Annotated in this window: 28 protein-coding genes; 22 read left to right on the top strand and 6 right to left on the bottom strand. The window is 59.6% G+C overall.

Going from position 1 to position 24830, the window contains the following annotated elements; translation table 11 throughout:
- Nucleotides 1-278 precede the first annotated feature (278 nt).
- The gene (locus tag FJ979_RS30590) at nucleotides 279-524 is read right to left on the bottom strand and encodes a hypothetical protein (RefSeq protein ID WP_140584531.1); all 246 of its coding nucleotides are present in this window, start codon (nucleotides 522-524) and stop codon (nucleotides 279-281) included.
- A gap of 155 nt (nucleotides 525-679) precedes the next feature.
- Between FJ979_RS30590 and FJ979_RS30585 the strand changes: the two genes are divergently transcribed.
- From FJ979_RS30585 to FJ979_RS30555, 7 genes are all read left to right on the top strand, one after another.
- On the top strand, nucleotides 680-1000 hold the full coding sequence (locus FJ979_RS30585) for a hypothetical protein (RefSeq protein ID WP_140584530.1): 321 nt from the start codon (nucleotides 680-682) through the stop codon (nucleotides 998-1000).
- A gap of 250 nt (nucleotides 1001-1250) precedes the next feature.
- Nucleotides 1251-1565 carry a hypothetical protein gene (locus tag FJ979_RS30580; RefSeq protein ID WP_140584529.1) on the top strand — a complete coding sequence of 105 codons (315 nt, stop codon included), beginning with the start codon at nucleotides 1251-1253 and terminating at the stop codon, nucleotides 1563-1565.
- Between the two features lie 76 nt (nucleotides 1566-1641).
- Nucleotides 1642-1983 carry a hypothetical protein gene (locus FJ979_RS33235; RefSeq protein WP_348640288.1) on the top strand — a complete coding sequence of 114 codons (342 nt, stop codon included), beginning with the start codon at nucleotides 1642-1644 and terminating at the stop codon, nucleotides 1981-1983.
- A 48-nt stretch (nucleotides 1984-2031) separates the two neighbouring features.
- Complete coding sequence (locus FJ979_RS33230) at nucleotides 2032-2322, top strand: hypothetical protein (protein ID WP_224706181.1); 291 nt, start codon at nucleotides 2032-2034, stop codon at nucleotides 2320-2322.
- 653 nt (nucleotides 2323-2975) lie between these two features.
- Nucleotides 2976-3197, top strand: a complete 222-nt coding sequence (locus FJ979_RS30565; RefSeq protein WP_140584528.1) for a hypothetical protein — start codon at nucleotides 2976-2978, stop codon at nucleotides 3195-3197.
- 64 nt (nucleotides 3198-3261) lie between these two features.
- Nucleotides 3262-3918, top strand: coding sequence for a thermonuclease family protein (locus tag FJ979_RS30560; RefSeq protein ID WP_246678973.1), 657 nt, complete (start codon nucleotides 3262-3264; stop codon nucleotides 3916-3918).
- A gap of 282 nt (nucleotides 3919-4200) precedes the next feature.
- Nucleotides 4201-4650 carry a hypothetical protein gene (locus FJ979_RS30555; protein ID WP_140584527.1) on the top strand — a complete coding sequence of 150 codons (450 nt, stop codon included), beginning with the start codon at nucleotides 4201-4203 and terminating at the stop codon, nucleotides 4648-4650.
- A 1358-nt stretch (nucleotides 4651-6008) separates the two neighbouring features.
- On the opposite strand, the gene FJ979_RS30550 is transcribed toward FJ979_RS30555, so the two are convergent.
- The gene (locus FJ979_RS30550; protein WP_140584526.1) at nucleotides 6009-6932 is read right to left on the bottom strand and encodes a nucleotidyltransferase and HEPN domain-containing protein; all 924 of its coding nucleotides are present in this window, start codon (nucleotides 6930-6932) and stop codon (nucleotides 6009-6011) included.
- 348 nt (nucleotides 6933-7280) lie between these two features.
- Here FJ979_RS30550 and FJ979_RS30545 point away from each other — a divergent pair, with 348 nt between their 5' ends.
- On the top strand, nucleotides 7281-7814 hold the full coding sequence (locus tag FJ979_RS30545) for a MucR family transcriptional regulator (protein ID WP_140499779.1): 534 nt from the start codon (nucleotides 7281-7283) through the stop codon (nucleotides 7812-7814).
- Nucleotides 7815-8241: 427 nt separating this feature from the next.
- Nucleotides 8242-8742, top strand: a complete 501-nt coding sequence (locus FJ979_RS30540; RefSeq protein WP_246679392.1) for a thermonuclease family protein — start codon at nucleotides 8242-8244, stop codon at nucleotides 8740-8742.
- Nucleotides 8743-8781: 39 nt separating this feature from the next.
- Here the strand turns inward: FJ979_RS30540 and FJ979_RS30535 are convergent, their stop codons facing one another.
- Both FJ979_RS30535 and FJ979_RS30530 read right to left on the bottom strand, forming a co-directional pair.
- Nucleotides 8782-9243: a hypothetical protein gene (locus FJ979_RS30535; protein ID WP_140584525.1), complete on the bottom strand. Its 462-nt coding sequence runs from the start codon at nucleotides 9241-9243 to the stop codon at nucleotides 8782-8784.
- Nucleotides 9240-9452 carry a hypothetical protein gene (locus FJ979_RS30530; RefSeq protein ID WP_140584524.1) on the bottom strand — a complete coding sequence of 71 codons (213 nt, stop codon included), beginning with the start codon at nucleotides 9450-9452 and terminating at the stop codon, nucleotides 9240-9242. The genes FJ979_RS30535 and FJ979_RS30530 overlap by 4 nt, the downstream gene beginning before the upstream one ends.
- A gap of 121 nt (nucleotides 9453-9573) precedes the next feature.
- On the opposite strand from FJ979_RS30530, the gene FJ979_RS30525 reads away from it, so the two are divergent.
- On the top strand, nucleotides 9574-10161 hold the full coding sequence (locus tag FJ979_RS30525) for a hypothetical protein (protein ID WP_140584523.1): 588 nt from the start codon (nucleotides 9574-9576) through the stop codon (nucleotides 10159-10161).
- A gap of 15 nt (nucleotides 10162-10176) precedes the next feature.
- Nucleotides 10177-10440 (top strand): hypothetical protein, encoded by a 264-nt coding sequence (locus FJ979_RS30520; RefSeq protein ID WP_140584522.1) that lies wholly within the window; start codon nucleotides 10177-10179, stop codon nucleotides 10438-10440.
- A 20-nt stretch (nucleotides 10441-10460) separates the two neighbouring features.
- On the opposite strand, the gene FJ979_RS30515 is transcribed toward FJ979_RS30520, so the two are convergent.
- On the bottom strand, nucleotides 10461-11054 hold the full coding sequence (locus tag FJ979_RS30515) for an SOS response-associated peptidase (protein ID WP_140584521.1): 594 nt from the start codon (nucleotides 11052-11054) through the stop codon (nucleotides 10461-10463).
- Nucleotides 11055-11790: 736 nt separating this feature from the next.
- Between FJ979_RS30515 and FJ979_RS30505 the strand changes: the two genes are divergently transcribed.
- The 11 genes from FJ979_RS30505 (at nucleotide 11791) to FJ979_RS30455 (ending at nucleotide 21981) form a co-directional block, all read left to right on the top strand.
- Nucleotides 11791-12477, top strand: a complete 687-nt coding sequence (locus FJ979_RS30505) for a response regulator transcription factor (protein ID WP_181181028.1) — start codon at nucleotides 11791-11793, stop codon at nucleotides 12475-12477.
- 225 nt (nucleotides 12478-12702) lie between these two features.
- Nucleotides 12703-13584: a GHMP kinase gene (locus tag FJ979_RS30500; RefSeq protein ID WP_140499766.1), complete on the top strand. Its 882-nt coding sequence runs from the start codon at nucleotides 12703-12705 to the stop codon at nucleotides 13582-13584.
- Between the two features lie 78 nt (nucleotides 13585-13662).
- Nucleotides 13663-14673: a pyridoxal-phosphate dependent enzyme gene (locus FJ979_RS30495; RefSeq protein WP_210240542.1), complete on the top strand. Its 1011-nt coding sequence runs from the start codon at nucleotides 13663-13665 to the stop codon at nucleotides 14671-14673.
- A 249-nt stretch (nucleotides 14674-14922) separates the two neighbouring features.
- Nucleotides 14923-16089, top strand: a complete 1167-nt coding sequence (locus tag FJ979_RS30490; protein ID WP_181171897.1) for an MFS transporter — start codon at nucleotides 14923-14925, stop codon at nucleotides 16087-16089.
- The gene (locus FJ979_RS30485) at nucleotides 16086-16652 is read left to right on the top strand and encodes a GNAT family N-acetyltransferase (protein ID WP_181181824.1); all 567 of its coding nucleotides are present in this window, start codon (nucleotides 16086-16088) and stop codon (nucleotides 16650-16652) included. The genes FJ979_RS30490 and FJ979_RS30485 overlap by 4 nt, the downstream gene beginning before the upstream one ends.
- A gap of 74 nt (nucleotides 16653-16726) precedes the next feature.
- Nucleotides 16727-18073 carry an MmgE/PrpD family protein gene (locus FJ979_RS30480; protein WP_140499760.1) on the top strand — a complete coding sequence of 449 codons (1347 nt, stop codon included), beginning with the start codon at nucleotides 16727-16729 and terminating at the stop codon, nucleotides 18071-18073.
- Between the two features lie 443 nt (nucleotides 18074-18516).
- Nucleotides 18517-18951, top strand: coding sequence for a peptidylprolyl isomerase (locus FJ979_RS30475; RefSeq protein WP_140499758.1), 435 nt, complete (start codon nucleotides 18517-18519; stop codon nucleotides 18949-18951).
- A gap of 716 nt (nucleotides 18952-19667) precedes the next feature.
- Complete coding sequence (locus FJ979_RS30470) at nucleotides 19668-19895, top strand: hypothetical protein (RefSeq protein ID WP_140499756.1); 228 nt, start codon at nucleotides 19668-19670, stop codon at nucleotides 19893-19895.
- Between the two features lie 63 nt (nucleotides 19896-19958).
- Nucleotides 19959-20150, top strand: coding sequence for a hypothetical protein (locus tag FJ979_RS30465; protein ID WP_140499755.1), 192 nt, complete (start codon nucleotides 19959-19961; stop codon nucleotides 20148-20150).
- A 513-nt stretch (nucleotides 20151-20663) separates the two neighbouring features.
- Nucleotides 20664-21362, top strand: a complete 699-nt coding sequence (locus tag FJ979_RS30460) for a DUF4142 domain-containing protein (protein WP_246679391.1) — start codon at nucleotides 20664-20666, stop codon at nucleotides 21360-21362.
- 22 nt (nucleotides 21363-21384) lie between these two features.
- Nucleotides 21385-21981: a general stress protein gene (locus tag FJ979_RS30455; RefSeq protein ID WP_140560122.1), complete on the top strand. Its 597-nt coding sequence runs from the start codon at nucleotides 21385-21387 to the stop codon at nucleotides 21979-21981.
- A 273-nt stretch (nucleotides 21982-22254) separates the two neighbouring features.
- Here FJ979_RS30455 and FJ979_RS30450 read toward each other — a convergent pair whose 3' ends face one another.
- The gene (locus FJ979_RS30450; protein ID WP_140584517.1) at nucleotides 22255-23706 is read right to left on the bottom strand and encodes a trehalose-6-phosphate synthase; all 1452 of its coding nucleotides are present in this window, start codon (nucleotides 23704-23706) and stop codon (nucleotides 22255-22257) included.
- Nucleotides 23707-24830: the final 1124 nt, after the last annotated feature.

Genomic DNA, 24830 nt, shown 5'->3' with positions numbered 1-24830 from the left:
TGCCTCACCTGTTGCCTCCTGTGAACGGGTCCCTGTGTTTCGCCGCAAAAGTCAGAGCGGCGGTCGCGCTCTAGAATATTAGCCACATCTTGATGAGCGGGCATCCACCTCAAAAACCCTTGGATGAGACAGGATCAGCCGCCGAAAGCCCGCGCCTCGGCGGAGGACGCGGGCCCGATCGGGGGGCCGATCTTCAGCAGGCGATGGAGGGCACCACCTGCCGCACACGTCAATCGTTAGCGATAGCTAATGTTCCGTCCGGACTGGGCTGGTCTTTGTCATCCCCGAAACCGCTCGGTGTGCCAGATGATCTTGCCATCAACCGTCATCGGCTTATGGATCACCAGGCGCTTCGGCAAATGCTCAGGATGCAGTTCCAGCAATGTGATCGTCACCTGCGGCTTGCACCGGCTGCAATCGAACTTCAGTGACAGCGGGTCGATGCCACCGCCGTAGACCATCATCGAGTCGGCTGAACGGCAGTAGCGGACGTTGCCGCAGCTGCATTCCGCCTTGACGAGCATTTTGTGCCGGGTCGCCTTGCCCAGTGTGTCACTCGTCAAGAGGCTCTTGACTCTAATGTTCTCTTTTTGTTCACTGCCGCAGGATAACCAAAGGAGCATGATGTGGACCTCGTTCTGTCAGTTCCGGGCGCGTCGCCCGAGGAATTTCGCCAGGTTTGGCGGCCGCAGAGGAAGCACTTGCGCGCGCTGGCTTCACCCCTGAGGAAGCCGCTTACGGCGCCTTCGCTGTTGAGGGTTGGGATATCAACGGTGCGCCCGAAGATGGTCCCGACCATTCGACGTCGCGCGCCGCAAGTGCTTGGGGGCAAGCCCATGCGGCAGCAATGGAGGCCTGTTGTGACGGCTGGCCGGAGAGCCGCAAGGCCATATCGATCAGCCTGGAGTTGCTGACCGATCCCGAGACGCATTCGCAGACCGTTCAACAGCGCTGGCAATGCTTCGCGAACATCTCCAGCAAGATGGCAAGGACACGTTGAACGGGGAGGACGCTATTCTGGGTTGGCGGGTTGCTGCCGAGGTTGTTGACCAGCTTTCAATGCGCGACCTGATTGGCGACTGTATATGGCTTTTACCGCCCTATCCCTTCCCCATCTCCGACCGGATGAGCCGACCGAACCGAAGCGCCGAGCTGTGCGCGACGCAATCAACGCGCTGGAGGCAGCAACCGAGAAGCCGACCTCACACTGATGCCGAAACGCAATCGCGTCACGCCGGCGCCATCGGTTATTGACCGGGATTGGCCGTCCCAAGGTAGCGTTGCCGGATGACATCTGCACCGACCGGAACCTGACTTTGATCACGCAGTTCTGCCAGGACGCCAACATCAAGCCACAGATCGGGCACGGGCAAGCGATATGGCCGAGCGGCAAATATGAGGACTATCACATCCACTGCTTCGCCGACCCCGCCGCGGCCAAGGCGTTCCTTGACCATTTTGGCGGCGAAATGTTCGATCCGAAACGCGATCGGGAGGGTGGAAAATCCGCGGTGTCTGGCGTCGCACGGGCGAATACAAACGCATCCTCGACCTTGGACCTTTGAGCGTTCCCGAGATCCTGCGCAACTCGGGGGGCAAAACATGTGCAAGCTCTAAAATCTCACCACCAGCCAAGAGGCCATACCCCAATGGACGCATGTCCTCCGGGACGTCCTCGGCAACCTGGAAGCGTCGATCGACATCTATCCGAACAGGCCTGGCCCGGTAGTTCGCAACGCGCAGGATGGTCAGCGCGAGTTGGCCAATCTCCTTTGGGGGATGCCGACGCCGGCCGAGCGCGTGAAAGGTGCCGCCGACTTCGGCACCACGAACATACGAAATCCGCAATATGGCCACTGGCAACAATATGTCAGGATCGAGCATCGCTGCGTGGTTCCCGTAACCAGCTTCGCCGAGCCCTCCCCGACCCCTGGCGACAAGGACCCCGAAACCGGCGTTCAGCGGAACTACTGGTCGCGCTGAACGAGGAACGTCCTTTGTTCTTCTTCGCAGGCCTATGGACGCCCTGGCATGGCGGAGCTTGTCGACACCCCGCCCGAGGGTGACGACTGGTTGCACGAGGTCAAATTCGACGGCTACCGCACAGGTTATCAAGGACGCCGGCGGCAGCTTTGCGCAACCGTGACCAAGCGATCCGACCTCGGCCCGCCCAAGTCCGGCCATCGGCATGGTGGCGATCCGGCTCGCCAAGAGGACAACTTCTATACCTGCAAAATCTGCGGCCAGAAGGTCGACATGCGCGACCTGCGCCAGGCCATGTGGCATGAACAGCCCGACCACGAGCCGCTTGAGATCGACTAGTCGAGACCAGCGCCGCCATCTCTCGCGCAGACGTTCCGCTATCGCGGAACATCGAATCTCAATTTTTGCTGATATTCTATTTGTGGCGGACCCCAACCGCCAGGCCGGCGTCTCACCAAGGCAGGTTACCCCACCCACCCCCCAAAGTAAGGCGCCGGCCACCTTGGCTCTGCACGACACCAAGTACGTCGTTGTACAAGCCGCAGCCCTATATCGAGCCTCTGTACTGGGTAGCCTCAACCCATAGTGCAATCGCGATCGCCGGCGACCGCCCCTTTACTTCCATATCGCGACCTCTATGGCCGCCAGCCGCGATCCATACCGTCTTTGAACGCTGATAGATTTTAACGCCCCGTGCGCTCGCCCAAGCGCCCAATGCTGCGCCATTTCGACCGAAAAGATGGGTCGATGCTGTTCCTTTGTAAGAACGCTGCATGTCCATAGTCCCCTGCTCATACTGTCCCACGGAATGAATAATCAGATTACTCCGTTACAGTTATGTGTCGGCGGAAGCGCGATCAGGTATCTATCATTAGAAGACCCGTCACTAAGAAGCAGTGACGGGCTTTGGTCGCGAACGACTGTCGGTAGGCGACGACCTGAGGTCGCCGCCATTGTTTGCCCTGCTGGCGAAATCGGTGCACGATGCTTGAATGGACGTCGAAAAGCTCGATCTGTTGGCCGGCCTTGAAGGTGAGTTGACGCTATGGGAACTTGCCGACACCAGACGCATGGCGCAGGCGGCCGTTGAGCTTTATGGGTCGAGCGCGGCGACTGCGGCAGCACACTGCGCGCTACATGCACATTTTGACGGTCGCGAAAGTGACTATCGCTTCTGGTGCAAAGTATCCCACGGATTAGCAGCGAATGCTTAGGCCCCGACAGGCGCTTCTGGACTCCAAGCCAAAATAGCCGCATCCTCTCATCGGGGAGTGGGGTTTGGACAAATATCGACACGACAATCGGCCTGCCCAATGGCGCAATCGGACCAGCGCCAAGCTGCGACGTGCCCGCCAATTGGCGGCCATTCCGAAGCGGCTGATCTTCGTGACCGTGGCTGCGATGGCAGCCTTCGTGGCGCAGTTCGTCATGCAGCACAGCGACCGCATGCCCGAGCTCAATTTCCCGAACTGGACCGGCCCGGGCCCGGGCCCGGCGTCGATCGCCGGCGTCGCTTCGGTCATCGATGGCGACACGATAGAGATCCACGGACGCCGCGTAGGCGTGAACGGCATTGACGCGCCTGAGTCAGCCCAACGATGCCATGACGCCAAGGGCTTTCGCTACCAGTGCGGCGCCAATGTCGCGGCAGCACTCGACGGATTCTTGGCCGCATCGAGGCCGGTCACATGCACTTTCGTGGCGTGGGACCGCTACAACCGCTTTGTAGCCAACTGCCAGCGTGCGGACGGACCGACGTCGCCGCATGGATGGTCGAACATGGCCAGGCGCTCGACTGGCCCAAATACAGCGACGGCACGTATGCAGGGCAGCAGGCAAAGGCCGAGGCGGCGAAGATCGGTCTGTGGGCCGGATCGTTTCAGGCGCCGTGGGAATGGCGCGCTGGGCCTGGAGATAATGCTCGGCAGGCTATGACCCAACCGCTAGGCATCACTAGCCGTCAACAAGTAGCGCAAAGCTATTCCTGTCAGCCGCGGCGGAAATGCTCTCAAATCAGCTCGTGCGACGAGGCTCGATGGTATCTCGGCAATTGTCCGTGGGGCGGCAAGCTGGACCGCGATGGGGATGGCCTGGCGTGTGAGACGCTTTGTTAGCGAATAACAGTACGCGGGGATTTCGCGGACCGGACTATTTCTGGGGGTGAGGGGCAAGACGATGGGATTGGGTCGACGAGCCGCAGTTTCGGCTGCGGCAGTCTTGGCGCTTGCAAGCGCCTCATGCACGACCTCGCAACAAACGCTCAGTAAGAATCCGAGTGCTGTCAGCGCTTCAGCTCTTTGCAGGACATTGGCATCAACGAAAGATGCCAAATTTCAGCAGGATCTCTACGCTGAACTGACGCGCCGATCGATGACCGTTAGCCAATGCGCCGACATGATTAGGAAGCAGAACCAGGCGATAGCGGCAGGCATTGCGATCGTGGCCGTAGGTGCCGCCGTGGCTGTCTGCGCGAACAACAACTGCCGAGGGGGCGGGTACGCCAGGCCGAACTACTACCAGGGCGCGGATTGGGACGAATTCTATAACCAGTATCGCCAACTTGTTTGGGCTTGCCGCGACATCGCTACCGGCCAGTTCGTCGACTACAGCAACTGCTACGGAAAAGCCCAGACGGATTGGCGCTGGCCTGCAAAATACGCGTACTGAAACAGATCGGCCGTCACGAGCTTGGAGAGAGGGATGGACTAGTACATTTATGAGAATTGGGCCCACGATCGAGGGCGCATCCATCGAGCCGATTGTGGTTTCTGCAACGGGGGTCATGGCACACAGGCAGGAGGAGGCTATAGGAATGGCCGATGGCACGGCCCATTTGACAGAGACACAGCAGTCGCAACAGCTACCCAACTCAATCGCGCTGATATGCGCGCATGCTCAATATGTGATCCGTAGGCAGTCGGCGGGCGGGCCACGTGCTTTCATTGGGGCGCCCCGCCGGGGGAGCGAATACTATCGGCCGCGGCGTCGCGTCGGTCATGGCATTCACTCCGGCCCGTTTGGCGAGCACCGCAGCAATTGCGGCGATGATGATCCCAAGCAACCCCCGACCTAACTCCTGGGCACTCCCCTCTCGGCACCGCAATCTGCGATGCAGTAGTGCCCTCCCTCGGGCCGACACATAACCGTCCAGCGCGACATGAGCACTCGTCCTGTACTTTTTAGTTTCCTCTCGAGCGCCTCGTTATGGATCCCTAATTTTGGTACGAGGGACCTGCCTACCGAGCGCCTTCACGGGTCAATCCCTCCTTTCAGTTCTTATTTAGAGTGGTTAGTCCGCGTCGAACCGGCGTCATTCGGTTTAGTTGTCGGAGTCTGGCAATGTTTATGAGCGCCACCATCCCTGCTGACATGCTTTCCAAATCACGTAGTCAACCGTCGAGACGCTGTCTCCGGCCAGTTTTGAGATCTGCGAGCACAATTCCCTGCGATCCGTTTGCCCAAGCCGATGTGAAGGCCCCGAAAAAGCTCCGACCGGTTCGACATCGCCAAGTTGATCGCTTTTCGCTTTCCTGGATGCCCGAAGCTTTTGCCAACCTCCCTGTCTCGACGAGAGACGGTTTCATTTGTGTCCAGATGTCCTTAGCTACCGTCCACCTCAGTCCACTGTTGAGAATCACGTATGAAACTCGGAGCGTAAAATCCGTTGCGTCGACAGGAGGGGATTTCGTCTCGACCTTCTTCATCGCATCGGGGTCGCGCTCGACGATCCTTTGCCGATAGGAGAGATACTCCTCAAGGGTCACCTATGGGGTTCCGTTCGTGTTTGATGCACACCTATGGTTCGTGGACCCCTCTCGTGTAAAAGTGACATTTCAGACTGATGGAACGATCGTCCGCCCTTCTGCTAGATCTACTGTCAGTCCTCCTCCCCTTCGAATGAGAAATTATCTCGTCCGGATCAATCCGGTAAGGAACTCTCAGATCGCGGAGCGGGCACCGTGCCCGCTGCAAAACTTTCATCGCGTCGGGTCAAACAACCGGATCGTCCTCGCGATCATGGGCAGCTACGGCCCGGCGGCTTCTCTCATGCGCCTCAAGTGCTGCAAACATACCAGTTCGGCGCATTTGTGGAGCTCCGCTGTCCGCTCACCCAACCAGACGAGCGCCTCCTCGCTGATTAGATAGTGGTTGGAATAGCGAGCCTTCACGTAAGCTTCATTCAATGTGTTGAACCAGGCGCGATGGCGCTGCTGTTCGCGTGGCCACGCCTCGGACAACCGTCGATCCTGGTCCTCGGCTAAGGCTCTCAGAAATGTGAGCTTGTGGGATGGCGGGCTGTAGTTGGTGAGCACCAAAAGGAGAGTTGCATAGATATGTTCGATGGATTGGTGGAGCGTAAATGCAGCGGCCTTCCTCCATCCGCCGTCGATGCGGGATCTATCTAGCTGAAACGCGAAAGTCTCTAGCCATTGTTTTACGCCGGGAAGCCTGTTTTGAAAGTTCTCTTCGGCGCGCTGATAAGCCGCTTGCGGTGTAAGCGCTTGGGGTTCTGCCAGCGGCTCACTGTCGAGCTCATAGAGGACAATGCCCTCGCGGCGGATGTCGGTGAAGAAGTACTGCCCCTGGTGGAGCGCCGTGTTGACGAAGCGGCGGCTGTGCACGATGAAACTGGTTGGCGTCTTGATCGCGCGATCGCGCTCGAGCCGGTCCTTGGCCTTGTACCAGTAGGCGAAGTCGGAAAGCTTGTTGTTGTTGACTACCACCAGCAGATCGAAGTCGCTGCGATAGCCCTTCATCGTCAGTGGTTCGTCGACCCAGTCGCCGCGGGCATAGGAACCAAACAGGATGATTTTCAGGATGCGGCCGCTCTTCTTCCAGTCGGCGCTGCTCTCGGCCAGCGCGTCCTCGAATTCGGCATGCAGGATCTCTATCACGCGGGCGAGCTCCGCCTGCTTGTGCTCCGGCAAATGATCGATGCTGGTCTTCATTTTGGTCAGTTCAGCTTGATGAACGCAGGCGCGTGTCGAAGTGCTCGTTATAGCAGGCTCGGATATATGCGAAAGGCTGCCGGCGCTGACCGGAGCAATCGATGCTGATGTGGAATGGTCAACAGAACGGCCTGGCAGTGCCAAGGCAGGGCAACCGGGCGGTTCGTCGACGATTACTGCTGCTCCATGCCTATGATCGACAAACTGCTTGGCCAGGTTGGAGCAGTATTTTTCGGCAGTTTCTGGGAAAAAGATGTGGCTTGTAGAGAGAAATGAACTATTTGTCTCACTGGCGGTATGGGAAGTCAAAGCTCGATCAATTCGTCCGATACGGTAAGAGGAAACTATATGACCACTGCTCTCGAACAAGACGGCCAACTGGATACTGTGTCGATAGCGGCCGACATCGTCGCCGCGTATGTCTCGAACAATCCGCTGCCGGTCGGCGAGTTGCCGAAGCTGATTGGCGATATTCATGCCGCTCTGAAAGGCATCGGCACGCCGGCGATAGAGCCTGTGGTTAAGCAGGAACCGGCAATATCGATCAGGAAGTCGGTGACGCCAGACTTTATTATCTGCCTTGAGGATGGGAAGAAGTTCAAGTCGCTCAAGCGTCATATTCGAGTTCACTACGATCTGACCCCTAATGAGTATCGCCTGAAGTGGAACCTTCCAGCTGACTATCCGATGGTGGCGCCGAACTATACGGCAACTCGCTCGGCATTGGCGAAATCAGCAGGCCTTGGACGAAAGGCGATGGCGCCCGCACCAGCCGCGAACGAGAAAACAAAAAAACCAGCGCGCTTTGCAGCCGCAAGAACACCTGCGGCGTCAATCAAGTCACCGCTGAAGAAGACGCGCAAGGCATCCGTCAAAGCCTGAGGGACTGCCCTGGCAAGGTGCCAGGCTGTAGCCGCCTGACCTTGGTGAAGCCCCGCCGCGTGGCGGGGCTCAGTTGTATGTCGGTTCAGTTTGCGGCGTAGCGGAACCAGATGAGGGAAGAACCGCCCCTACCAAGAAGGCGAAGAAGAGAACGTAAGACCTGGGTCTTGGATCACCGAGGTCGCTGGCAGAGAGCCGAAGTGTCGTGGGAGGCGCAGCATGTTTCGGATTATCGCCGCATTGGCGATCGGCGGCGTTTTCATGCCGGTGGATCCTGCGTCGGTCGTGCGGCGCCCACAGGCGCCGGTGCCCTGGTCGACGGTTCATGTCGAGGGATGTTGCAAGACTTGTTCGGCCGGTCAGGCATGTGGTGATAGCTGCATCCCGCGAGAGAAGCGATGCCACAAAGCGCCCGGCTGCGCGTGTGATGGCTGATATGCTGCGATTTCCCGCCCTTGGCATCTGCCGCTTGTCGGCCGCCTTGCTCTGCCTCACCTTGCCTTCCGTGGCCGAACCACTGGTGGGAATTCCGTCAGTCGTGGACGGCGACACGATCGAAATTCATGGACAGCGGATTCGCCTCAATGGCATGGACGCGCCGGAGAGTGCTCAGATCTGCGCCAGTGCCTCTGGCAAGAAGTACCGTTGCGGTCAGCAGGCGTCTCTGGTGTTGGCGGATTTCCTCGAGGCGCATCGCCCAACATCGTGCATTGGAGTCGACCGCGATCGCTACAGGCGCATGGTCGCTGTCTGCACCGCCGCAGGCGTCGATATCGGCGAATGGATGGTCAGGCAGGGCTATGCGCTTGATTGGCCGAAATACAGTGCCGGCTTCTACGTTGGAGCCGAGCAGGAAGCCAGGACCGCAAAGCGCGGCCTGTGGGCCGGCTCATTCGACAAGCCCTGGAATTGGCGCAGGCAACACTAGGACCTTCGCCGTTTCTTGTCCGATCCCTCAGGAGCCGGTTCAATTCCGCGGCAGCTTATGAATCTCCAGTCTCACCGGACCGCCTCGATCGCAGCTCGTGCAGACAAGCGCCCTCTCAACGGAGCTGAACAGCGCGTCCTTGCCGTACCGCCGAATAAGTGCGGCTGGCTTCACCTCTGCATAATGCGAGCAGCGTTTGCACCAAGCTCGCAACGCGTGCCATTCGCGCAGATCTCCAAGTGAAACGTCCAACCCCGCATGAATGCTGCCGTCGATAACAGTCTGCGGTGGAATCTTCACCTCGCCCGGAGTGATGATCTTCTCCATGACATGGCGGCTGTTGTAGTGGATCAGCAGCATTCCGGGCCGGCGCCGAATGGCTGCCTGCCAAGCTGCCTGGCTGACCACCGCGTCCGGAGATCGGCATACGGTTTCGAGATGGGTTTTCTCCTCTCGATCCCAGACTTCGATCCGGAAATTGTCTTCCGCCGTTTTCGTCATTGAACCCGCGCCTTATGCCAGCCGCGAGAATAGCCGTTCGAGACTGCGGCCCGGGACAAGCCCAGTTCCCGTTCAAGGTCGTTGTTCCTGGTAAGGACATTCAGCAACGCGACCAAGACATCGCCGCCGGCTGCGGCTATTGCCTGCTCAGCCAGGTTTTCCAGTTCGGACATAGCTTCGCTGGCCGGCGCGTTCTGGCGCTTTCCCATGGCTCTTTCCTGCTCAGATGCCATTCAGGAATAAGGAACATATTCCTTCCTCGTCAAGAGCAGTCTTGACTCAATGTTCTCTTTTCGTTCACTTTAGCTAAAACAGCTACAGGAGGCAGACATGGACCTGGTTTTGACGGTCCCAGACGCATCGCCTGAGGAGATTTCGCGCGGCATCGCGGCCGCCGAGGCGGCTTTGGAGCGCGCCGGTTTCACAGCCGAGGAAGCGGCACAAGGCGCCTTTGCACTCGAAGGCTGGGATATAAACGGCTTTCCGGAAGATGGGTTGGACCGCCGAGCCGGCGCTGGCGCACAAGCATGGGGCCAAGCCCATACCGCTGCCCTGGAGGCGTGCTGTGCCGGCTGGCCTGAAGAACGCAAGCCTCTAAACGTGGACCTGGAGCTACTGATCGATCCGGAAACCCAACTCGTCGACCGCGTCACCGCGTTGGCGATGCTTCGTGCAGATCTTGAGCGCGGCGGCAAAGACACGCTTAGCGGAAGGGATTCCATCTTGGCCTGGCGCATTGCGGCCGAGGTCAAAGATCGGTTCAAAATGCGAGACCTCATCGGTGACCTAACCGTCGCCTTCACCACTCTTTCGCTTTCTCATTTCCACCCTGACGAGCCGGTCGAACCCAAGCGCCAAGCCGTCTGTGATGCAATAAACGCGCTTGAAGCGGGGACGGAAAAGCCGGCCTTGCGCTGATGCGAAGGAGAGATGATGTCCGACCATGTCCTGCCTGGCCAGAAGAAGCCAAAGCTGATCGTCGTCATTGCCTTTGATCGCGGCAACGAGGGCGATCTGTTTGCCGCCTACGGCCCGGCGGATCAGCAAAGCGAGGAAAGAGCAGTTCGTACAGCCAAGGCGCTGGCTACCAGGCATGTCGGCGTCATCGCATGGAGCCGCGATGCCGATCCAGCGCTTGGAGACTACGGCCCGCCTACAACGCTTTTCGTCAGCGGTGACGTACCCGACATGGAATGATCGTCAGGATCGGCCTCGTGTTACGCGCTTTGCGGGCGCACCGTTTCCACTCTAAGCGACCCCGCCGGAAGCGGCCGCAAGAGTTCAGATTCGGGCTTCGTCAGGTTGATCCAGGCAGCCCAATTCTGCGGCTGAAGAACAACGACCTGCCGATTATGAAATGGTGCGACATCGGGCCCGGGATCAGTCGTCAGCATGGTGAAGGTAGGCGGCTTGTTGCCGGCGGCCTCACGCCAAAGCCCTGCGATGGCCATAAATGGAGAGCCGTTGAGCGTAAAGCGATGTTTCGCCTTCGGATATTTCGCACCAGTGAACTCGAAGAACCCGGAGGCCGGAATGAGGCATCGATTGCTGTTTGCGAATTGCCTCCCTTCGGAGCGAAAGTTGAACACCGGTCCCCCCTTTGGGCCCGCCGGCGGAAATCCGAACGTCATCGATGCCAATTCAATCGCATCGCCGGCGCCGCGCATTACTGGCGCCGGGTCATTAATGCGGATGTCATCCGCCTGCGGCAAATCGAGTTCGGTTTGGTGCGCCGGGATTTTGAGCGCCAGCGACGCCATCATCCGACAGTATTCAGACCACAGGACATGCTGTTCATAATCGTTGCACATGGAAGGCTCCGGGCGACCTTCTTAGAGTAAGCCTATCTGGCTCTCGATGAAAAGGCGGCTGCCGCTCAACTCAGCGGGCCCCATTTAGCCAGAATATCCCCTTCGTGCGGCCTCAATGAATAGCCTGCGGGCGTGATGGGCCTCTTTCAGCCCTTCGAGAACACGCGGTAAGGCTTTCCGGGCCGCAACATCTTTCGAACTGGTCATCGCCGGCCATCGGGCTCCCCCTGGGAGTAGATTAATGATCAGGCGATAGGTTCCGGTTCGCCGGCGAGATCCGTTGCGGCGGGATGCCGATGACAGATACCACGGCCTACCTCGACCATCGTGCAGTGTGCGGACCGCCTTGGCGGGGACAGTCAGTCCCGCGTCCAGGCTTTCAGCCGTCGCTATGCTGACGCTCCTTAGGCTGTCCCGTTCACCACCGCGGCCGAGGCGGAATTCCTCCATCCCACGCGCGAGGCTTGTCCGCCGTTGCGGACGCGCGCGGGATTTCGGTTTATACGCCCTCTGTCTTTTTTGGCGGCGGCCGCCGCTGGACTCGAATTTGCCGTAGAGGGAAGCACGGACCGGCCGCCGGCATGTTTGCTGCGACGCCAAGCTCGTTTTTGGGCTTTGTTGTTTTGGGTGGCTTGTTCTGGCATGCTGGCCTTTGGGAATGCGGGATTCGAATATAGCCAGCCCGTCTTGATGGCAGCTGAAAGATCCTAACGCTGCGCATATGAAGCCATTGATAGTGATCTGCTCGAAGGACGCGGAATTTTATCTGCTCCTCAGCCACATTCTCGAGGTCGACGGCTTCGCCAGTACGCTGGCCGGTTCCATCGATGAAGTGCTGGAGCTTGCAGCGGACATGCCGGTTCGGGCCGTGGTGCTGGATTGTCGACCGGACAATCAGCTGGGGGCCAAAAGTGCCGGGCTCAAGCAGGATGCTCGCACAGGCGCCCTCCCCTGTGTCGCTCTGGTGTCGCCCGGCGCGGAAGCTCAGCACATTCAGCTGCTGAGGTCTGGCATTGACGAATGCTTTGTCCGGCCGTTTGCCCCGGCCAAGCTGCTCGAATACCTGCGGGCCAGGCTGGCGGTGGGCCAAGCATCGGAACAGGGATCCCGGCGTGGCAAGTCGCTGGCATATAGCGATATCGAGATGCAGCTCGATACCCATCGCGTGCGCTGCGCCGGCAAGGAGATATCGCTCGGGCCAATCGAGTTCAAGTTGCTGCGCCACATGCTGGAAAATCCGGAAAAGGTGCTCAGCCGCGATGAGCTGATCGCCGTGGCCTGGACAAATAGCGCCAGTGTAAGCACGCGCGTGGTCGATGTTCACATAAGCCAGTTGCGAAAGTTACTCAGGCGGTCATCACGAAGCGTTGCCATTCGCACTGTAAGGCTCGCCGGATACGCGCTCGAAGACCAGTCGGCCTGATCATTCCCGCAGCACATATCGAGGAACGCCGGCAGCCGCCCCTGCCCGCCTGGTCGGGCTCTACATTTGTGACCAATATGTAAGAGGAAATAAATGCGCGTCATGTACTCGCAACGTTTTGGAATACAAAAGATTATCAACTTGGTTGTTGCTGTAGACGATCCGGCCTGCGAAAGTATTCACCGAGTAACTTAAGTGGTTGCTAAAGTATAGGGAGGAATGCCCATGTCTGAGGGCTCGGGATACGCTGAAGCCATTGGCCATCACGGGGAACTGGTTCAAGGCGTTTTCGAGGATGAGGGCGCACGGTTGCGACGCGCGCTGGTCTCGCTGCCCTGTCGTCATCTGAGGTCCAAAGCCAGGTTCAGCGCAAACGATAGCGATCACGTGACTGTCTGGCCAGCCTCGCGGGAGAAGGCTCGACGCGCGGCCGAGTTGACCATCAATGCATTCGGCCGGCCCGGCAGCGGCGGCCATCTCTCGATGGATAGCAACATCCCCATTGGCCGTGGCATGGGCTCCTCCACCGCCGACGTTCTGGCAAGCATCCTGGCGGTATTGAATTGGTTGGAGATCGATGCGGCGTCGGATGAGGTCATGCAGCTCGCGGTCAGCGCGGAAACGGCCTGTGACTCCACTTTGTTCAGGCAGCAAGCGGTGCTGTTTGCGCACCGGGACGGCATCGTGATGGAGGCATTCCGCAAGCCGCTGCCGCCGATCGACTTCATCAGCATCGATACCACCCCCCTGCTCACGGTCGATACGCTTGAATTCGAGCCGGCGCGTTACGATCACCTGGAGATCGAGACCTTTCGGCCGCTTCGAAGCCTGTTGCGAACAGCCATCAAGAATGCGGACGCCCGCATGCTGGGCAGGGTTGCGACGGCGAGCGCGCGGATCAACGAGCGGTTTCTTGCCAAACCACGGCTGAGAGAGATCGAAACCGTCGGTGACCGCTTCGGCGCCATTGGCGTTCAGGTCGCTCACAGCGGCACGGTCGTCGGACTGATGTTCGACGCTAGAGACCAGAATGCATCCGTAAACATCGATCGCGCGGCAGGCGCTCTGCGTCAGTCCAATTTCGAGCCGACGATCTTTCGCCATTGAACGCCTGGCACGCAGGAGTAACCCATGTCGACCCGTGCGCTGATGCGAAAGCTGGAAGATTTCGAGGGCCCGCGCCTTGTGGCGCTCGGCGGAGCTCTTTTCGGCGCCAGCTTCTTCCTGATGAAGCTGCTGCCAGCCCGGTTCATGCTCGAGCGGGCTGTGGAACGCGATCAATTGAAGCCTGAAGCCACGATCTGCGAATCCTCGTCGGGAACGTTTGGCCTCGCGCTTGCCATGCTGGCGGTTCAGCAGGGATACCGGCTGATCCTCGTCAGCGACTGGGCGCTCGATCGCCATCTTCATCGACGTCTGATCGAGCTCGGCGCCGATGTTACGATTGTCGATAGTCCGGCTGCCTCGGGCGGCCTTCAGCAGGCCCGGCTCGACCGACTGCACATTCATTTGCGCGACATTGCCGGTAGCTACTGGCCCTCGCAGTACGACAATCCCGACAATCCGATCTCTTACGCCAAGGTCGCCGAACAGTTCATAGATAGGCTCGGAAAGGTCGACTGCCTGGTTGGTCCTGTCGGATCGGGTGGCTCCGTGAGCGGCATATCCTGCTACCTGCGGACGTTGTTCGCCGACCTCTACGCGATCGGTGTCGACACACCGAACAGCGTCTTGTTCGGCCAGCCGAGCGGCAAACTCAACCTGAGCGGCCTTGGAGGCAACATTCTCCCGCGAAATGTCGATCACCGCCAGTTCGACGAGGTGCACTGGGTTACGCCGGCGGAGGCCTTTCATGCCACGCACGATCTTCATCGAAAGCATGGTCTTTTCATGGGGCCGACCAGTGGAGCTGCCTATCGGGTTGCTCGATGGTGGGCTGAGGCCAATCCCGGAAAGACGGTCGTGGCGCTGTTCCCCGACGAGGGACACAGATACGTCGAAACCGTCTACGACCACGAGTGGCTAAAGGCGGTCGCCGGATGGAGCAAACGACCGGCCGAAGGCCCAACAACAGTCAGCTCGCCCAGGTCGAGAATGGCTAGGTGGTCGCGGCTGCCCTGGGAGCGCAGAACGCTCCATGAGGTGTTGGCGCATGCTGGCGATGGGGATGATGCCGGACCGGCAGCTAAGTCGTAATCGGGCCGAGAGGCTTCCGCTCACGGCGGCCGGTCGGTCGGACAAACGAAAGCGCGAGGCCACGGCGTTGGTGCGCCGAGGATCGAGACCCAAGACGGGCAAATGCAGCGAGAAAACCCGGTGCTCGGCCCCAGCTTCCGCAACCAGCCCGCATAGCGGGCGAAGCAACGGTCATACTGTTTTGAAGGTTGGTGGCCAATGTTTCGGTATCCAGCGTTGGTGCACCAGCCGGTTAGCCCGATCTACGCGATGCTGTTCACGATGCAATGCGCGCGCAGCATGTACATCGTCCTGGTTTCCTGGTTTGCGCTGCAGATCAGTGGTGACATCGCTTCGGTCGGCAAGGTCCTGATCTGCTGGCAACTGCTGGCCTTCACCGTTGGTCCCTTCATCGGGCCACTGATAGATCGCTCCCGCCGGCGGACGATGTTTGCTACGGGAGAGATGATCCATGGCGCCGGTATCGGGCTTTTGGCGTTGATCGTCTGGTCGTGTTCTCCCGAACGCACGCCGATCTGTATCCTTTACGCCACGGCATGTTTTGTCTCGATCGGATCGCTATTTTCCTATCCGAGCAGCCAAGCGTTGCTGCAGCTGGCGGGCGCGCATTTTGTGACGCGGACCGTCTCGCTGGGCATTTTCTTCAGCCAGGTCGGAAATATCGTCGGCGCCGCGGCAGGCGGCCTCTGCCTGTCCTTATCGGGCTTGGCCAGCAGTCTCGTCGTCTGCGCGGCCTTTTCCTTCATGGCCGCTGCGCTCGCTGGTCTTCTCATAGAGGAAGATCACGCCTCCCCGGTGCAGCATAGTCCGCACATGCAGGACCTGATGGGGGGTCTTTTCGAGACTGTGAGAAACCCCCACCTCAGGGTTGCGGGGTGTGCGCTGTTGCTGGCCTATGCATCGGCGCATGCATCCAATGCTCTGCTGGCCGGCTTCGCACGTTACGAGCTCAAGCTGTCGCCCGGCCCCTATGGCTGGCTCGCTGCGACGTATTCGGGTGGGGGCTTGGTCGGAAGCATTACCTTGATGTGGCTCTCCGGTCTTGCGCAGGAAAGGATCCTTGTTGCCGTGGGAACTATCCTTCTCGCCGCGGCCACTGCTGCTTTGTCCACCTCTCAAACCACGGCGCAGGCCGTGTTCTGGCAAGGCCTGATAGGCCTGTCTTTCATGATGGTTCGGGCCGGGAGCGATGTGACGATTCTGAAGACCGTTTCAACTCGAATGGTCGGCCGTGTCAGAAGCAACATCGAGGCCGCCATCGGAGTGGTCGCTATCGGCGTCTACCTTCTTCCAACGCTCGCCTCGGGTGTTCCTGCCCGGCACATCTTCCTCGGTCTTGCCTGCGTGTTTGCTTGCGGCAGCGGTGCGATCTTATGGATGCAGCGGAGCGCGGCAATGCGAAGGATCGATCGATGAGGTCGCGATCGGGATCCGGCAAGGCGTCATGTCGGCAGCCGTTAGCGTTTCCAGACGCGGTCCGTCCAGATCCGATCAAGCTGCGACCAGTAACGGTCTTGGAGCGTGCCGCTATCAAGAAACTAATGCTCGATCCAGGACAGGAGCAGTTCGCCGGCTCGGTGGATGCGGTTTTCGCCGGTCTGGAAGCCAGCCGGTATCCTGACCAGGAACATGCCTTCGCGATTATCATCTCCAAAAAGACGGTAGGGTTCTTCATCTTGCGAGAGAAACAGGCTCTGCCAGAGTGGGCGCCGCGCGGCGCTGTGACACTGCACAGCTTCCGGATTTCTTCCGCGTGCCAAGGAAAAGGATTTAGTAGGGCGGGAGTGGTTCTGGCCATCTCCTGGGTACGGCGGAACCGGCCCGAGGTCAAGGAACTGATGCTTGCAGTCAACGCACGCAACCTGCCCGCCAAGTCGCTCTATCTCAAGGCGGGGTTCGTCGACACCGGATCGATCTTTCGCGGTGCCATCGGTGACCAGCACATCTTGACGTTCCACCGTCTGCAAAGCGACGGCTGAAAAGAAATTTCACGGCCAGCCTTTCCATGCCAGAAGACAAGGTATACTAGGTATATTTTTCTTTGGAGAGATCGATGCAGTTAATTGCCGAACAGCTGGCCGGCTTCGTCAGCAATGTGCGCTACGAGCACCTTTCAGACGAGGTCGTCGAAAAGAGCCAACGGGCCATCCTCGACACCCTCGCCGCGCTGATTGGCGGGGTGCCGACCGACAATGCCAGGCTCTCACGCATCGCCGCGAAGGCTTGTTTCGGGTCCGGCGGCGCACACGCTTGGTTCGCCGAAGGAGGGTTGCATTATCTTGGCGCCCTGTTTGCCAATTGCGCTGCAGCGAGCTCGCTTGATGTCGATGACGGCCATTGTCTTGCGGCAGGTCATCCGGGGGCTGGCATCATTCCAGCCGTCCTGATGGAAGCGGCAAAGCTTGGCAGTGACGGTCATGAGGTGCTTGCAGCGACGGCCATTGGATATGACGTCGCCTTGCGCATTGCGGCTGCGCGACGCTTTTCCGACACAATGAGCTTTGCCAGTGGTCAGTGGACCGGGTTTGGAGTGGCGGCCGCCATTGGATGGCTGCGCAAGATGCACACGGATCAGCTTGCCCATGCACTCGCGATAGCGGGTGCCGAGGCACCGCAAAATCTGCCGCAAGGCGATTGCCAGGCAAGCTCCGTCAAGGGCAGCAGTCCCTGGTCGACGGTTGCCGCGCTGTTCGCGGTCGAGCGCGCCAGCTGTGGGATGAGCGGCTCGATCGACATGCTAGACCGCGCTCATGCCTACAATGTCGGTGCAATCACCGCTGATTTGGGTAGCCGCTGGCTGATCAGCGAGACCTATCTCAAGCCCTATGCGTCTTGCCGCTATACACACCCCGTAATCGATGCCGTGCTCGCGCTGGTCGCAGGCCGCGGCACAGATGAACCGATAGGCCGCATTGCGGTCGACATCTTTCCCGAAGCACGCAAACTCCCTAACGAATACGCGCCAAAATCGCTCGAGGGGGGACAGTTCTCGGTTCCCTTTGCTGCTGCACTCGCAGCGTTGCGCGGCGCGGAGGCGTTTCGGCCGCTTCGCCCCCACTCCCTTTCAGATCCGCAGGTGGTGGAACTCGCTCAAAGAGTGGAGGTTCGCTACCCTGACGAATTTGCCGGCATATTCCCGCAAGGCACGCCGGCGCGAGTTACAATGGTTGTCGGTGGATACGAGCGAACCGCGGATGTGCCGCGTCCACTCGGCGACGCCAACAATCCGATGGACCAATCCGCCGTCGAGGAGAAGCTCCACGACCTCGGATGGGACATCCTTTCGCAAGCCGAACTCGACAAACTCATCCAATCGGTGGCCTTGCTCAAGATGGGGGAAATCGCACCGTTGCTCGCATGTCTTACGGCCAAGCCAGTTGCAATCAGTGCCGCTTCTTGACCCGACGACGTGGATAGCGGCCAAGCCGGGTAAGGATGCCGGGGATGGGATTCACTTGACCGCCGGGAATGCAAACCGCAGGAAAAAGATGGGAAGTTGGCTAAGTCATCTTCCGACGAGCAGGTCGCGCGACATCGCCAACCCGCTACTCGGATGCTGCATTTTGGCCAGAAGCCGACTTTAGGCTGTTGAAGGCAATCTGCACAAACTAGCCATACCGTGTCCGGCCTCAAGTCGGCCGCCAGGTCGCGCAAATCAATGTCGCCGAATAGGCGGCGGTGAACGCCAACGGGTGTCACATAGCTCAATCGGTGTTGTGGGTTTACATCGGCAGGCAAGCCCCTAGTTTTAGAGTTTCGCGCCGTGCATCTTAGTGCGCGGATGATCGAAAACGGGACCGTGAACGCTAGCCGGTCCGTTAAAAACCCCAAAGGATGACTGTCATGACGCAGGCCAAGAATGGCGACACCGTGCGCATCAACTATACTGGACGTCTAGCCGACGGCACTCAATTCGATGCTTCCGGTGGTGAGCCGCTGCAATTCACGCTAGGTGAAGGGCAAGTGATCCCCGGCCTTGAAACCCATGTCGAGGGTATGGAGGTGGGCGAGAAAAATACCGTCACCGTCCCCGCCGACGCCGCCTATGGTCCCCACCGTCCCGAAGCGGTCTTGAGCATCGAGCGCGTCCGTGTGCCGGATAACATCAACATCAATATCGGTACTCAGTTACAGGCCAGAACCCGCGAGGGGCGCCCTATGCAGGTAACGGTCGTTGGCGTGGACGACGCAAGAGTCAAACTCGACGGCAATCACCCGTTGGCCGGAAAGGATCTGATCTTCGACGTCGAACTGGTCGAGATTGTTCAGGCCGCCTAGGTACCCGTGCCTGCGAAGGCCACGACGCTATGATTTCTGGTGACGGATCTCCGCCGAACCTTCTGCGGCGCGTGGCCTGCCGCTTTGAGCCGCGAAGAGTCGTGCCCCCGATCCTTCGCTCAGAAATTCTATCAAATAATGCGGTCTTCTGCGCGCTTTAAGGCAGCGCGCCGTCGGCAGGCAGGTAGTGGGTTGCACAAGAAACGTCTCGTCTGCGGCCGGATCGGAGCGACAGCGCCGCGTGCGTTCGACGCCTGAAACAATGCGTGTGGCGTGCTCCGTATCGGAGTCGCACATCCTTTTTATGGTGATGGCGCGCAGCCTCTCGGAGGCTCTGGTAAAGAACTGCCTCTTCCACTTCTCCGCTCGCGAACAGTGCTATTGCGTACACGGCTCCGCTGCTGGGAGCGGTCACTACCCTCCAGAATACGATTCTTCAGCGCAAACCCGATCAAAGAGCTGCTTTAGAGCGTCAGGTCGCCTGGGTAGGCAATACTGTGTTCGGTCTTGGTGTTGGCCATGAGTCCTGCCGGTGGGGCGGAAGCGCGATGATCGCTCACAGCCGGCGATTCCCAAATGCAGTGTCGCCGATGCTGCACCATACGGCTGTCCGACGTCGGAGTCGATTTGATCTAACTTATATTAGATTTAGCTAATGGTTTCATTTCTCCCCTGCTGTCCCCATAGTGCCCGAGAGGGAGCTTGGGAGGTACCCAGTGGATCGCCTGTCGAAGTCCACCGAAGCGATCATTCAGAAAGCCATCGAGGAATCCCTTGAAGGCGACATTGTCTCCCTAAAAAAGACCGTCGGGCTGATCCGAGCAAAGCGTCCTGACCTTAAGGAGGAGCTAGACGAGATGGAGACGGATAACGAGCTATGTGAACAGGTAGTTCAGTTGGCCTCAGCGATTGGAAAGGTCGTCCTCTTCGACCTTCACGAGTAAGGAACCACATGAGCGTCCGGAAAGTTCGGCAGTTTCGTGCAAGCCGACCAAGGGACCTCTCGCATGGCACCGCAAAGATACGACCTCAAGATGGACCTGGACAAAACCTGGACCGTGTTTGACGTGTTCACCGGGTTGCCGGCCGACGCCTGGGGCGTACCGGCTGTCGGTCTCGACAAGGATTACGCCGACGATCTGGTAGCCCTCCTGAACAGCCTCGACGGGAAGCGTAGGGTCGCCCAAGGGGACGTCTGATGGCAACCCCAATGGTTCACCCCTTCGCTCGCCGTCAGTGCTGAGCAGTTCTGGATGGCGCCGGTATCACGATCATGGCGGGTGTGCGCGAGGCGCTGAAGGTGCTCGCCAATCAGAGCCTGGTAATCTTTGCGCCTAACCACGGCGACTGGGTCGCCCAGATTGGCACTTGCCGGCGAGCTCACCTGTGTCCGGGCCACCCGCACGAATCCAGGTACCCAGGCGATGCACGACGAGATCGTTGAATAGTACCGCTCCGGCGGCACCCTCGGCTATCTACGGCTCATCCATGAAGCTTTTTCGAGATCGCTGGCGACCGCCCTGAGCCACGCTCGACCAATTGTCCCGGACGACGGTGACCAAGGTCCGCGCCCCAACTGCACAACGGCGCGTAGATGGCAGCGTCCGGAACAAAGCCTCCGCCTGGACATTAGGGAGCATCGTCCTCTCTAATCAAGGAACCCATTCATGAAGAACAGTCTCCGCTGGGCATCGTTATCGGTCGCCACAGCAATGGTGTTTGCGCTGCCTGCGCTGGCCGCAGAAACGGCCCAAGATTTCGTAACCAAGGCAGCGATCGGCGGCATGTTCGAGGTGCAGTCGAGCAAGGTCGCCCAGGACAAGCTCCAGGATCAGAGCCTCAAGGATTTCGCTCAAAAAATGATCTCCGATCATGGGGCCGCCAATGCCAAACTCGAGAGTATTGCCGGTGAGCAAAAGTTGCAGGTCCCATCGGACCTGGATTCCCCGCACAAGGCCGATGTCGACAAGCTTCAGTCGGCTGCGGCGCCCGTCGATGCATCCTATGCGAAGATGCAGAAGGCGGCCCATGACGACGCTGTGAGCCTGTTCGAAGGATATGCAAAGGACGGCGACAACGCCGCTCTGAAATCGTTCGCAGCCGACACGTTGCCGACGCTCAAGATGCATCAGGAAATGATCGAAAAGGTCGCAGCTTCGGCGTCAGCTTCCGACAGCACCACCCCAGCCGTCACCAACACGGATGCCACTGATCCAGCGGCGCCGGTGCCGGGCGCCAACAGCTTCACCGAGGACCAGGCCAAGAGCGCCATTGAGAAGGCGGGTTACGCCGACGTCTCCGCACTGACGAAGGACGACAAGGGCATCTGGCGTGGTACCGCGAGCAAGGACGGCAAATCGACGCCTATCGCGCTTGACTACCAAGGCAACGTTGTTGCCGGCGCCAACTGATCAGAAACCAAGGACCATTCAAATGAAAACGATAACAGGACTCTTCGACAATTATGACGACGCCAGCGATGCCGTGGGGGAACTTGAGGCCACGGGTGTGCCCCGCTCGGACATCAGCATCGTAGCCAACAACGCGACAGGCTGGCACGAGGCTGAAGCTTCCGAAGCTGGGGAAGATGCCGCGACAGGAGCAGGCGTGGGCGCCGTAGTTGGCGGTGCCGGCGGACTGCTCACCGGGTTGGGCTTGATGGCTATCCCCGGGGTCGGGCCCGTGGTTGCCGCCGGATGGTTGGCTGCCACCGCTGTCGGCGCCGTGGGTGGTGCCGTCGTCGGGGGTGCTGCGGGCGGTATCATCGGCGCAATGACGGAAGCCGGCGTGCCGGAAAACGATGCTCACGTCTACGCGGAAGGCATTCGCCGCGGTGGAACGCTGGTCACTGCCAAGGTCGAGGACAATCTCGTTCCGAACGCGGAACAGATCCTCAGCCAATACAATTCGGTCGATATCGCCGGTCGGCGCAAGGAATACGAAGCCGGCGGCTGGACCGGATTCAATCCGGCGGCTGATGCCTATACGGGGGCTGATCTGGAGCGCGCCAGTGGAAGACGCGACCGCTGAGCTTAGCCGGGGGCGGCGAACAGCCGCCCTCGATTTCAGCCTGAGCGACGATCACGCAGCGCAGCGGAAGCCAGCTATCCGTCCCATCAAAATCAGATCGAGATGCTCTCCGCGGGGAAGGCAACGTTCGTCTCTACTGCCGACATCGGGCGGTCGCCGCTAGACAGCTTAGGCCGCAATACGACTCTGGCCGGTTGCGGGTGGGACCCGCAGGGACCGGTTCGGGAACAGTTGTGGCGCCGCGGGCGCTTCAGGCGGCAAATGCCTGGGACGCTAGTCCTCGTCCGCGAGCGTGGCGAGAAATGACCGCCGCCATTTTGCTGCGTCATTGCGTCTGATGCGCTTGAGCAATGCACCGTGCCTTGCAATCCTCTCGTCAAGTGGCATGGCGAGCGCGCTTGCGATCGCGTCAGCAACCTCGTCGATCACATACGGGTTCACGATCAAGGATTCCGCAAGCTCCTCAGCCGCGCCCGCGAAACGCGACAATACAAGCACTCCGGGATTGGCTTGGTCCTGAGCAGCAATGTATTCTTTTGCCACCAGGTTCATTCCATCACGCAAAGGCGTGACCAACCCGACCTGACTAGCGCGCAATAGGCCAGCTAGCCGTGAGCGTGGGACGGCTCGATGGATGTAGCGGATCGGTGTCCAAGCCAAATCCGCGTATCTTCCGTTCACCGAGCCAGAGGTTGCTTCGAGCTGTGCCCGTATGTCAGCATACGCGCTCACCTCCTCGCGTGTAGGCGAAGCAATCTGCAAATAGGTTACCGCCCGTTCGTGTTCGGGGTGCCTTTCCAGAAGCCGGGCGAAGGCCTGCATGCGGCCGGGCAGACCTTTGGAGTAGTCCAGCCTGTCCACACCGATGATTTGCTTAAGGCCCAAAATCTGGCGGCGCATGGAATCAATCTGGACATCCTCCGCCGCCTCGTTAGCCATGCGTGCGAAGGAATCAACGTCGATGCCAATCGGAAAGCACCGTGACAAGACTGTCCGGCCATTGGCCTCAGCCGCGCCATTGATATCAAAGGTGGTGGGACTGGTCGCCTGCACCGATCGCCGAAAATTCATCACGTCCGTCTCGGTCTGGAAACCCAGCACGTCATCCTCAAGCAGATCATCGATGAGTTCTTCGTGATCGGGTGCGGCGGCAAAAAGGTCAGGCGGCGGGAAGGGTATGTGAAGGAAAAAGCCGATCCGATTCCGGAATCCCAGCCGCCGCAACTCGGCCGCCAAGGGGATAAGATGGTAGTCGTGGACCCAAACCAGGTCGTCGTTCCCCAAGTGCAGTGCTGCGAGCGCCTTCGCGAAGCGTGCATTGATCTGCCTATAGGCGTGTAGATACTCTCCCCGGTGATTCACCAGGTCGAGCCGGTAGTGGAAAAGTGGCCATAGCGTACTGTTGGCATAGCCGTTGTAGTACAGCGAATACTCCTCGCGCGGCAGGGTGAGCGCAGCCGTCTCGATCCTCCCCACGCGTTCGAGTTGGATCAGAGGTTCGTCACTCGCGGCAGAGTCCTGATACAGGGCGCTTGCTCCTAGCCATAGACCTCCACGATCAGCCAACGCGTCCGCGACACCTACTGCCAGCCCGCCGGCTTGCGACAGGTCGCGAATGTTCCCGAGCCGGTTCGAAACGACAACCAGGTGCCGCGGGACGGCATCAATGGCAGATTGCTTGGCCTCACCCAATATGGCGTCGCCCTCAATTGAATCGCCAACCATTTGAGTGGCCTCGTTGGGGGGCTTATGTGATCGCTGCAACGAGCAAATTCTAGGTCGAAGATCGCTTTGGGCAACGGTCTGCGCATGCGATTGTTCCGCGCAATTCCAAGACTTTCGTGGCGCGCCAGACCGTTCAGGTCAGGTCTGCCATCACAGTTGCGCCGACTTAGGAACCATTTCCGGACAGGCAGCTTTGGAGTCCCGGGTATTGGGATAGCTGCCTCGCGCGGTGATCAACACGACCGGCGCCGATCCTCCTGGTCTGAGTGCGCTAGCCTACTGCGCCGACCTCGTGAGACTCCTCTGGACACAACGCGCGAGTTGGGAGAAGGCTTTCGCATGGATCGGCTTATCACCGTCGAGTACACGCGCCTCGCGGCGCCAGACCTTGGCCGTGGAGATGGCCAATCGCGGAAGCCGTTCGGCCTGGAGGGATTTCCTCGTCGCACTGGAGGCGCGGTCGCAGGGGCGTCGAGTCGGCTCTCCAACCACCATGCCAGCCTGATTCGCCGCAATCGGTGATCCCGGACGCCGCCGGGCAGCGCTGCTATGTGCGGTTCCTCAGGAATCGCTCGATCACCTGCCGCGCAAGCCTGACGACCATTGCCTGCCGGAACTCAGATGGTCCCACGACCGGCGCGATGTCGCTGAGGCTGGGCCGATCTTGCCGCATGGCTTTGGCAAATGGTCGGCCCCCTATCCGCGACTGACGAGCTGGGTCGAAGAGACCATCGAATGCACGCTGATCTTTCTTTTGCCTCCCGCTCCAGCACCAGATGCACCTTTGAGTCCACCAAAATGCTGGAACGCCAATGAGGAAATCCGGCCGCGCATCCATGCCGTGCGCATCTTTCTCAAACGCCGAACGCTCCCTGCGCCGGTCAGGGCGCTGGCGGTCGAAACCAACAAAACTGGATGGGGGCCAACCGCTGCATTTAGATGATGGGCGAGAGCACAAGAAGCGGCCAGTTGTGGAACATTCCCGCGCTAAAGAGCTTCGGCCTTGCACTGTTCCCATTCAGTGTATGTGTTCCCCAGACTCGCCCGGGTCGTGTCCCCACAGGTGGTGTAGCTCGGCGGTTACGAAGCCGCTCGCGAGCGCGCCGTTAGTCGCGCCGTAGCGA

This window comes from Mesorhizobium sp. B1-1-6, from assembly GCF_006443035.1.
Taxonomy (GTDB): Bacteria; Pseudomonadota; Alphaproteobacteria; order Rhizobiales; family Rhizobiaceae; genus Mesorhizobium.
The sequence above is the reverse complement of the archived record's forward strand: the minus strand, read 5'-3'. Positions and strand labels throughout refer to the sequence as shown.